Here is a 9,750-nt window from a genome sequence, read left to right as displayed (position 1 = left end):
CCTGTTGATTAGGATAAGTCTTTTGATACACTTCTTTGGCAATATCGAGAGCTTTTTTCTGGTCGATTTCGTTTTTAGGGTCAAATTCCTTTGGACTAAACGAAATACGACTAGCATAGGCTTGTGTTTTACCTTGATTACCGTACACTTCACGGACTTGTTTAAATTGACTTTTAGCATAGTTCACATCAAGGTTTAGTCCGTCCTTTAAGACCGCACGTTTTTCGGCATAATTGACAAGCCGTGACGCACTTGCAGACCGCTTTATGTGAGTTGTTGCCATATCTTTGCCACCTCACTTTGAAGTTCCTGCAATGCTTGGGCGGGGACGTTGCCCCCCTGATTGGCGTGTTTTGTTAATTGGTTGAGATTACCCCCAATTTTTGCTAATTGACGGGCTAACTCTTGCGCTTCTTTTGCGCCAATCTTAGGGGCAACGATCCGCGCCCCCTGTGCCTTCTTTTTGACAAAAGCAGGCACGGACATATTTAAAGTTTTCGCAGATTGCGAAAGCTTTAAATAGTCCTGCTCGCTCACTCTAAAATTGATTTGCCGACTGTCTTTCCGATTGGGTTGTTTATCGGATAGATGGCTAGACATATTGTGTTGTTCGCTCACAAACCCCACCCCCTTTGTTTTGCCTTTCAGGCAAGTGAATTGATTGATTAAGCTCGTGAAACCCTTAGGGTTTCTACTCACATAATAAATCAATTCACGGGGTTTGGCAAGCAACCCACATGCTAGCCACTTACGTGTCTGATGTGGTGCTTGCAAAGGGGACGCTAGCGCTCGCCCCTTGACCCCCTAGCTACGCAAACTCACGGCAAAATGACTAGCTATATGCTAGCCACTTTTTACCAATCGTTGCGTATGCCATTTGCTGATTTATTCCGCAAATGGCGTCTACCCGACGGGGGCTGTCTGCCGAATTATTTTGCATAATAAGCATGATTTCATCAAGACAAATTTTGCACTTGACGCATGCTTTCAGCAGGAGCTTTCCAGCAGACCATTTCATGGAGAGTTCTCCCCGAACAGGGCAAGCGTCTCACGCTTGTAGCAAGGGTTTCAGCCCAATATAATAACTAAAATTTATAAGGTTCCTTTTCAAATGTGTTGATTATCCATTGCAGAGAAAAGAACACAATAAAAATAATAAGAATAGGAAGCAGTCTAGCCAGCCAAATATTGATGTTTGGATCTTGTGATAGAGTATGATAGAGCCATTGATAGTCATGGATTAACACTAGATTTTGAGTTACGTAAACATCGTGATTATCAATCCGCCTATCATTTTTTGAAACGTTTATTGACGACCTATGGTCGTCCTGATTGTCTGGTTACTGATCAATATGCTGGCACTTTAAAGGCTATTAAACAAGTAATTAAAGACGGCTTATTGGTGAAAGCAAATCACCAATGTTCTAAATATCGTAATAATTTGATTGAACAAGATCATCGGTTAATTAAACACGTCTTAGTAAAATCAAGCGGTTTTCAATCACTACGAACTGCGCTAAAAACGCTAAGTGGGATTGAAGTCATGCATCAACTACATAAAGTAAGCCAAAGAGAACCAAGTCTCTTTGGTTTTTCGTCGTCACAATCACTAATCGAATTATTAGTACAATGATCCGTTCAACAATCGTCCCAATGTATTACAAAGACTATTTTGTTAATTTTGCACCAGAACCCCAAAAATGTGGTTGCTAATAAAATTAATTTTCATAATTATTACGAATAAAATTCTCGATATTTTTTTCGTAATGTGGATAGTTATAATTTCCTAAACAACTTACTTTATTTGAATAATATTTAAATAATTCACAACAGAGCTTAAAAGATTGGTATGTCTTTTTATATCCATTCATCTCAAAAGTAGCTAAAAACATATTGAATTCTTTATCAGTTAAATATTTGTTTATAAACTTATAATTCTTTCCCAAACTAAAATCAAAACCCTTATTAAAACCAATATACCAAGACATCATTCTTAATAATTCAGGACGTAAAATATTATTGAAATGATCTAAAGCAAATAATATTTCTCTTCTAAAAACGCCCTTTGCTACATACGTTGAAACACTCCAAAACTCATTGCAGCAATCATGAAATTCTCGTTCTGTTGGTTTTTTTAACCAATAATTTGAGTCATCTGGAACAATTTCTTGAGTCACTAAATTATCTTTATCAACTAAAATTTTTACAAGACCATCAGAGTCATTAAAGTAACGATTTAAATCTTTTAAATTAATTAATGTAATATCCATTTTTATGCCATCTTTAAAGTACATTATATAACTATAACCATAATCTAAATCAGGAGGGAATAATTCCATATCTTCTGGTTTCTGTATGAACAATAATTCTCCAAATAAACTTAACCAACTCTCTTCATGTATGAAACACTCAATATCTGATACGAAAAACGAAAAATCATAATCTTGAAACTTATCTTTTTTTATATTTTCATTAGTTCTTGAACCCTCGAGAGTAATAATTTTTACATTGCTTCGTTGATAAGCAAATTCAGAAACTAAATTTAAAATCTCTTTTTCAGTTCTCATTGTTTTTTTCACTTCCCAAGTCTAAATTTACGTTGCCAAAAATTAATTTGCTTTTGCAATTGTTTTTCGTTCTCTTTCAAAGTCGATTTCATTAATTCCGTTAAATCAATTGGGGATATTTCTTTAATCAAATTTTTATATTTCGTTCTAGAATTTCTATGAATTTTGCCCCATTCTTCTTCATCACTTAATAACATAAAAACAATAGCTCTATCGGAAGTTCGTTTAATAATTTTCCAATCTGGTTTTAAAATATGTAAATCATTAAAAGGTAGCGTCAAGAATCTTGTGTAAATGAAATGCCTTCGTACATATAATCGGAAGTCAGTAGTATCAGTCGTTTTCGTCTTCAATAATGTGATCTTTTGTCTGTCCAAAAATCGTGATTATGTGTTGATCACTTAATCGATAATGAATATTTCGACCGTGTCGCACACTCGTAACAAGATTTAATTGACGTAATAGACTTAGTTGATGGGAAATTGATGATTGACTCATGTCCAAAGTATCGGCGATTTCGCCAACACTCAAGGGTGTTTTTGACAATGCCAGGATAATTTTTACACGGGTCATATCGCCAAAAGCCTTAAAAATGTTGACCATTGATTCTAATTCTTCATTGGCAGGAATACTTTCCTTCAAATGATTCAGAGCAGCTTGATGTTCTTGTTCTGAAAAATCTTTTTCTACCATAATACTTCACCTTTTTTCTACAAATCATTGAATTTCCCTGTAGGATATATTATATTATAGATGAAATATGAATGAATGCTCATATATTCATGTAAACACTTACACAATTGTAGGGAGGATGTTTCTAATGAAATCGTACAATGTCCAATCCGAATATCAAGTAAAAAATAAGCAAACGAAATCAAAACATAAATTAGATCATGAATCCACTGTCAGACTATGGAAATTAGTTATTTCAGCTGTATTTATGATTGCTGGATTCATAGGAATATTCGGTGAACCGATTAATATCGTCCTTTATTTCATGGGTTACTTCGTTATTGGCGGAAGTATCGTCTTAAAAGCAGTTAAAAATATTTTTCATGGTGAAATTTTTGACGAAAATTTCTTAATGACAATTGCAACGGTTGGTGCTCTGATTTTAGGAGAGTATCCGGAAGCTGTCGCGGTCATGTTCTTCTATGAAGTAGGTAACTTATTTGAAGATATTGCGACAAATAATTCTAAAAAATCTATTTCAGCATTATTGGAAGTTAAACCAGTTTTTGCGACTATAAAAATGGCTTCAGGTACTAAGAAAGTTGATCCATCTAAAGTTCAAGTTGGACAGATTATTATTGTTAGACCTGGTGAGAAGATTCCCTTAGATGGGACGGTCGTGTCTGGACAATCGATGGTTGATACATCAGCTTTAACAGGTGAATCGATGCCTCGTAGTATTTATCAAAACGATGCCGCCATGAGTGGCTCTATCAATCAAAACGGTACTTTGGAGATTAAGGTCACAAAGATATATAGTGATTCTACAGTTGCCAAAATATTGGATATGGTCCAAAATGCAAGCAATAAAAAGGCTCCGGCAGAGAAGTTCATTACACGTTTTGCCAAAATCTATACGCCGATCGTAGTTGCTATGGCAGTTGCACTAGCAATAATTCCGTCACTGTTTACTGGCAACTGGGGTGAATGGATCTCACGTGCCTTGGTATTCTTAGTTATCTCGTGTCCTTGTGCTCTAGTTATCTCAGTTCCACTGAGTTTCTTCAGCGGGATTGGAGCAGCATCTAAACAAGGTGTACTAGTAAAGGGTAGCAGTTATCTTGAAGCCTTGAATAGTGTTGATACAGTAGCCTTTGACAAGACTGGTACTTTGACAAAGGGGCAATTTGAAGTTGTTAAAATTGAACCTGTAGCTGGAGTTAAGAGACAAGATTTATTAGGTATTGCGGCTGCAGCGGAACAGAATTCTACGCATCCAATCGCGCAGTCGATTATCAAAGCTTATAACGACGATATGAGTCAGTATCAGGTCACAGATGCGAACGAACATGCTGGTCATGGTTTGAAGGCTATAGTCGATGGCAAACAAGTTGTAGTAGGTAATGATAAGGCAATGTCAGGAATTAATTTCATCAGAGATAATGGAATTGGTACGGTTGTTTATGTCAGTGTTGACGGTAAGTTTATGGGTAGCATTGTGATTGCCGATGAGCCTAAGTCAGATGCACAGGATGCAATTGAATTATTACATCAACGTGGGATTAAGAGTGCCATGTTGACTGGTGATAATGCCATAGTTGGTAGATCGATTGCGGATAAGCTTAAGTTAGACAATGTCTATACTGACTTGTTACCTGAAGATAAGGTTAATATTGTTGAAAAATTACTTGCAACATCTAAGAAGAAAAATAAAAAAGTGGCCTTTATTGGTGATGGTATCAATGATACGCCAGTATTAACGACGGCTGATATCGGGTTCGCCATGGGCGGTCTTGGTAGTGATGCTGCAGTTGAAGCGGCCGATATTGTTATTATGGGTGACGAACCTTCCAAGGTTTCTAAGACGATTAAAATTGCTCAGGTGACTAGAAAAATAGTTATGGAGAATATTAGTTTTGCCATAGGGATCAAAGTTTTGTTCTTAATTCTGGGAGCCTTCGGTTTCGTAGGCATGTGGCAAGCAGTATTTGCCGATGTCGGTGTCACCGTTATAGCGGTATTAAACGCTGTTAGATTACAATTCTTGAAGTGATAAATAATTATAAAAAGGTCCTCGCATTTTATTAAATGCGAGGACCTTTTTTGTAAATACTTATTTTGTCCATTCTTTGATCTTATCCAATGATAATTCATTAACAGTAAGTTCTTTGATATGGGCAGTTATCCAGTCGATATCCTTATTCCACCATTGCAGCTTTTCTAGTTCATTAATCATATCATCAGAGAATCTTTGTTTAATTAGTTTGGCAGGATTACCGCCAACGATTGAGTATGGTTCCACATTGCTAGTTACAAGACTGTTTGCACCGATTATGGCACCATCACCAATATGAACACCGGGTAGAACAGTGACATTTTGACCAAACCATACGTCGTTACCGACTGTCGTATCGCCCTTTAGAGGTAAGTCATCTAGAGTAGGTGTGTTGGCTTCCCAACCGTTACCCTGAATATTAAATGGGTAAGTTGAAATGCCCTTCATCACGTGATTTGCACCATTCATAATGAATTCGATACCTTGGGCAATTGAACAGAACTTGCCGATTATTAGTTTGTCACCTAGGAATTCGTAATGGTGAGTGACGTGTTTTTCAAAATTCTCTGGTTCAGATTTATCATCGTAATACGTGTAGTCGCCCACGATAATATTTGGGGATTTGATTGTATTTTTGATGTAGACCATTTCTTTGATATTGGGGTTGGGATAGATTGAATTCGGATCGGGGTATGATTTCATGAGATGCTCCTTAAATTTAATTGCTGTTATTTAACAGCCGTTACATATATTATAATGTAAGAATACATAATAATTAATATAGATGAACCATGGAGATAATAAAATGATAGCAGGAAGTTTATATCAGAGAATTGCCAGTGATATTAAAAAGAATATTTTATCAGGTAAGTATGAAGTAGGAAACCTTATACCAACAGAGAACGAATTAGAGAAAATGTATAATGTCAGCAAAATCACGGTCCGTAATGCGGTTGAATTACTAGTCAGTGAGGGTTATTTGGTTAAGAAAAGTGGAATCGGAACGACGGTTATTAGCAACAACTTGTTCAATAAATTATCAAAAGCCAGATCATTCTCATCTATTGTCGATGAACACGGTGATTTAACTAAGAAGATTCTACAGATCAAATTAGTTTCGCCAAAGGGAACTCCTTTTGAGGAATCTGGTAAGCAACAGGTTTTGTATATTAAACGTCTTTATTCACTGGATGATAAGCCGTTCATAATTTTTGAACACTATCTTCCAAATGTTGCGATTCAAAATGAATTGAAAGATTTGCGTCACAAATCACTCTACAAAATACTCCAAGAGAGTGGTCAAGAAGTGGCTAGTTTCAAAGATGAATTCAAGGCCGTTAATCTAAAAGATGATGACAAGGAGTTATTGGGTAAGTCGGATACTTTGGCGCTTAATCGTGTTAGAAGAGGTTTTGATCGCTTTGGCAATCTAGTCGAATATTCATTAGCTATGGTAGCGTCAAGAATCTTGTGTAAATGAAATGCCTTCGTACATATAATATGTAACTAACTTCGGTTTTCAGTCGTTCATTCCGTCAAGAACGGGTAATATTTTTTGAAACCTACAAAAAATTCTCATGCCTAGTACTCGACTACATTCTCACTCAAGGTTCAAAAGACATAACTTATAAGTTAAATTTGTGTGAACTCGTTGTAATTGTGGTGAGTTCATGCATTTGTAGCGCAAGAAAACCCACTACCAACAGACTGATAACTGATACAACTAGACTTATTTTTGTGATACTATTCTTCATAGTGAAACTTCCTTTCAAATGGTTGGTTGTTTTGCTAAATTTAGGGATACCGTGAGCTGTGGAGGCTAGGGCGGTATCCCTCTTTTTATTATGAACATCATTTCCCCCCTTATATTAAAAACGTGGGTTACGAATAAAATTATTGTGAATTTCGACTTGAACTACCTCACGACCACGGCGTGCTTGAAATAAAGATAAGTCCATATCATCAATTTCAAGGTTAATTTCTGCAATAGCTGGGTTTAATATTTTATCTTTTAAACGTCCATAGGTGTAACTTTCAGGCGAACCTAACCATTCTTTCCACTCATCAGGCGTTCCTTGAACAATGGCAATTGAACTACCGTTATCTTTATCAGCTTCACGGATCAATTTGTATAACAAAATAGAATATTTACTTTTCAGTTTAACGGTATCAACGAGTAAGTATTGGGTGTAGTGCCCTTTATCTTTTAATTGCAACAAAAATGGCGCAAATTCTTCATTGATTTTGATTTGAAGTTGTCCATTTTCCCAAATATGCACAACTTCAAACCACCCCGTTAGAGTAATACGACGATCCGTCTCACTATAAATACGAAGGCTTTTAGCACGCATGTCTTCTAAATTTTGGGCAAGTTGCGAGTACGTACGACCGCTACGCTTTAATTCAAGGACATTAGACAGCTCATACATTGACGTATGAATGATATTAAAGTGTTTATCATCAGGTTTAATCTTAGAAACAACAAAGTCCATAATCTTCAATTCACGGGCATTTAAATCATGACGTGCCTTAGTAATTAGGTCATTATGTTCAGCCACCTGAAAATATTGTTGGTCTTTAAAATCTTCTTTATTAAAGTTACGGTCACTGACCCATAACATATTGCGTTTATCGACCATAAATTTTCTTCCTTTCGAACATACATTTTATTTTATAAATACACTCTATTACTAATTAACACTAAAGTAAAGTGATTTTTATTTTTTTGGTGTTGAGTGGTGTGCTTTTTGGTGTTGAGTGGTGTGCTTTTTGGTGTTGAGTGGTGTGCTTTTTGGTGTTGAGTGGTGTGCTTTTTGGTGTTCTATTAGTGCTATAAACGTTGATATAAAGCCATTCCTTTTTCCCTAAGTATTTAGAAGTATTAATAGAATTATTAATAAATTAGGTGCGCGCGTAGCGCTATGTTTGTGAGCGCAATTCAATAAAACAAAACAACACAAACAAAAGGAGTGAGAGACAAGCTCTCACATTTAACTTCATTCGCTTTGCTCATTGCGCCTCCCTATGGTCGTTACATAAAAAGATCTTGGGCGTTGCCCAAACCCACAAGCGAAGTTCGCTTGACCACCTAATCACTCGCCGTTAGGCAGGCAAAAAAAGCAAGGGTGCTTTTCTTTGCATGCGCAAAAGTGTTTTATCCGCCAGTCTATCAACTCCTTAAAGCCTCAAAAAGGGGCTAACTGCTAAAGCAGAAAGCCCCTTTAATTCGATTTACCGTTGACAGACAGTTAAATAGTGCGTCGACACCTAGCTAATTCATCAATATTTTGCATTCTAAGCCATTTTAAAGATAATTTCATAAAATACACCTGTTAAGCAAAGAAATGCGTCAGAAGCCAAAATACGAGCCCTGAGAGCAACCCAGTCGGAATAACCGCGTACAGATAATTTTTAATCTCATACCAACTCATATGTTTATGTGTACGGTCAATTTCGGTAGATAAACGATTAGCGACTTGGTCCATAGTCCCTTGAACGGTTTGGTTTAGGCTGTCGTTTAGGGCTTTCAACGTGGTGTTGTTGCTCTTTTGCAGACTGTTTATCTGTTGCAATTCGTCGATTGTTTTGCGATTGACCGTCTTTGTTTGTTCGTTGAACTGATTTTGAGCGTCTTTGAGCAGAGCGACTAATCGTTCTCTGCTGGTTTCTTTGCTGTTCTCTAAATTGTTCAAGGTCTCTTGAAAGGCTTGATTGACCTTTTGGCTGGTTTGTTCGATTTGTGTCAGCTGTTCGGTCAGTTCGATTTGTTGTTTGCTTTGTAGTTGAATTTGTGTGCCCTGATAGTTCCTGATTTCTTTCAGGGTCTGGTTGAGCGCTGTTAAATCTGTTTGTATCTGGGTCTCTGGTACGTCTTTCCAACTCATTGTAAATTGCCTCCTTTTCGTAAGCTGTGCCAAGTTTATTACCACGAGCCTTATAATTCGTCCCTGTTAGCTGATAGGTAAGGTCTTTACCTCGTTCCCATACATCTATTGCTTTTTGCTTTAAATCGTCTCTAAACGTCTGAAAATCGCATATAAGCTGATTAGACATGGTACTATCAACTGCTTGTCTGATTTGGTCTTTCCAAGTCGGTTGTCCGCGGTCTTGCATTTTGATTTCGGCCATAGAACGCTTTTCATACCGTTCAGGGTCAGTGTGTGTTACTTCTAGTCCATGTTTTTGTACGATTTCATCGGTGTTATGAACGAGCTTTTCACGATATTCTTGCCAATTTCCATGCATTTTCTTGCCAGTTTCCAAGTCAATTGCCCCAATGACAGCGTGAATATGTAAGGCGTCCGTATCAGCATGTTCATATAGCGCCACCTGTTGATTAGGATAAGTCTTTTGATACACTTCTTTGGCAATATCGAGAGCTTTTTTCTGGTCGATTTCGTTTTTAGGGTCAAATTCCTTTGGACTAAACGAAATACGACTAGCATAGGCTTGTGT

The 9,750-nt window shown here is 36.9% G+C and carries 11 protein-coding genes and 1 pseudogene; 3 read left to right on the top strand and 9 right to left on the bottom strand.

What is annotated here, in order from left to right:
• From LKACC16343_RS13845 to LKACC16343_RS13835, 3 genes are all read right to left on the bottom strand, one after another.
• The coding region (locus LKACC16343_RS13845; RefSeq protein WP_179207696.1) for a relaxase/mobilization nuclease domain-containing protein at nt 1–283 on the bottom strand (283 nt) is incomplete at its 3' end.
• A complete protein-coding gene (locus LKACC16343_RS13840) occupies nt 265–618 on the bottom strand; it encodes a MobC family plasmid mobilization relaxosome protein (protein WP_056950680.1) in 354 nt (117 codons plus the stop codon). The genes LKACC16343_RS13845 and LKACC16343_RS13840, both read right to left, overlap by 19 nt.
• A 214-nt stretch (nt 619–832) precedes the next feature.
• Complete coding sequence (locus LKACC16343_RS13835) at nt 833–1,018, bottom strand: hypothetical protein (protein WP_056950660.1); 186 nt, start codon at nt 1,016–1,018, stop codon at nt 833–835.
• Between the two features lie 201 nt (nt 1,019–1,219).
• On the opposite strand from LKACC16343_RS13835, the pseudogene LKACC16343_RS13830 reads away from it, so the two are divergent.
• Nucleotides 1,220–1,633 (top strand): annotated as a pseudogene (locus tag LKACC16343_RS13830) (DDE-type integrase/transposase/recombinase); the annotation flags it as partial.
• An 85-nt stretch (nt 1,634–1,718) separates the two neighbouring features.
• On the opposite strand, the gene str reads toward LKACC16343_RS13830, so the two are convergent.
• The 3 genes from str to LKACC16343_RS13815 all read right to left on the bottom strand — a co-directional run bounded on the left by str (nt 1,719) and on the right by LKACC16343_RS13815 (nt 3,260).
• Complete coding sequence (str, locus tag LKACC16343_RS13825; protein ID WP_056950663.1) at nt 1,719–2,567, bottom strand: streptomycin adenylyltransferase Str; 849 nt, start codon at nt 2,565–2,567, stop codon at nt 1,719–1,721.
• Nucleotides 2,568–2,575: 8 nt separating this feature from the next.
• On the bottom strand, nt 2,576–2,764 hold the full coding sequence (locus LKACC16343_RS13820; RefSeq protein ID WP_435369334.1) for a hypothetical protein: 189 nt from the start codon (nt 2,762–2,764) through the stop codon (nt 2,576–2,578).
• A 136-nt stretch (nt 2,765–2,900) separates the two neighbouring features.
• Nucleotides 2,901–3,260, bottom strand: coding sequence for an ArsR/SmtB family transcription factor (locus LKACC16343_RS13815; RefSeq protein WP_025024910.1), 360 nt, complete (start codon nt 3,258–3,260; stop codon nt 2,901–2,903).
• Nucleotides 3,261–3,507: 247 nt separating this feature from the next.
• On the opposite strand from LKACC16343_RS13815, the gene LKACC16343_RS13810 reads away from it, so the two are divergent.
• Entirely contained in the window at nt 3,508–5,292 is a 1,785-nt protein-coding gene (locus LKACC16343_RS13810) for a heavy metal translocating P-type ATPase (protein ID WP_411762952.1), read from the top strand.
• Nucleotides 5,293–5,352: 60 nt separating this feature from the next.
• Here LKACC16343_RS13810 and LKACC16343_RS13805 read toward each other — a convergent pair whose 3' ends face one another.
• Nucleotides 5,353–5,997 carry a Vat family streptogramin A O-acetyltransferase gene (locus tag LKACC16343_RS13805; protein WP_056950673.1) on the bottom strand — a complete coding sequence of 215 codons (645 nt, stop codon included), beginning with the start codon at nt 5,995–5,997 and terminating at the stop codon, nt 5,353–5,355.
• Between the two features lie 103 nt (nt 5,998–6,100).
• On the opposite strand from LKACC16343_RS13805, the gene LKACC16343_RS13800 reads away from it, so the two are divergent.
• Nucleotides 6,101–6,775: a GntR family transcriptional regulator gene (locus LKACC16343_RS13800; RefSeq protein WP_056950674.1), complete on the top strand. Its 675-nt coding sequence runs from the start codon at nt 6,101–6,103 to the stop codon at nt 6,773–6,775.
• A 388-nt stretch (nt 6,776–7,163) separates the two neighbouring features.
• On the opposite strand, the gene LKACC16343_RS13795 is transcribed toward LKACC16343_RS13800, so the two are convergent.
• Both LKACC16343_RS13795 and LKACC16343_RS13790 read right to left on the bottom strand, forming a co-directional pair.
• Nucleotides 7,164–7,934, bottom strand: coding sequence for a replication initiation protein (locus tag LKACC16343_RS13795; RefSeq protein ID WP_056950677.1), 771 nt, complete (start codon nt 7,932–7,934; stop codon nt 7,164–7,166).
• A gap of 829 nt (nt 7,935–8,763) precedes the next feature.
• Nucleotides 8,764–9,750, bottom strand: a 987-nt coding sequence (locus LKACC16343_RS13790; protein ID WP_143444287.1) for a relaxase/mobilization nuclease domain-containing protein, incomplete at its 5' end; no start/stop codon positions are given.

Source organism: Companilactobacillus bobalius (assembly GCF_002179915.1).
GTDB lineage: Bacteria > Bacillota > Bacilli > Lactobacillales > Lactobacillaceae > Companilactobacillus > Companilactobacillus bobalius.
Note: the sequence above shows the minus strand (reverse complement) of the source record. Positions and strands in the feature narration are given on the sequence as shown.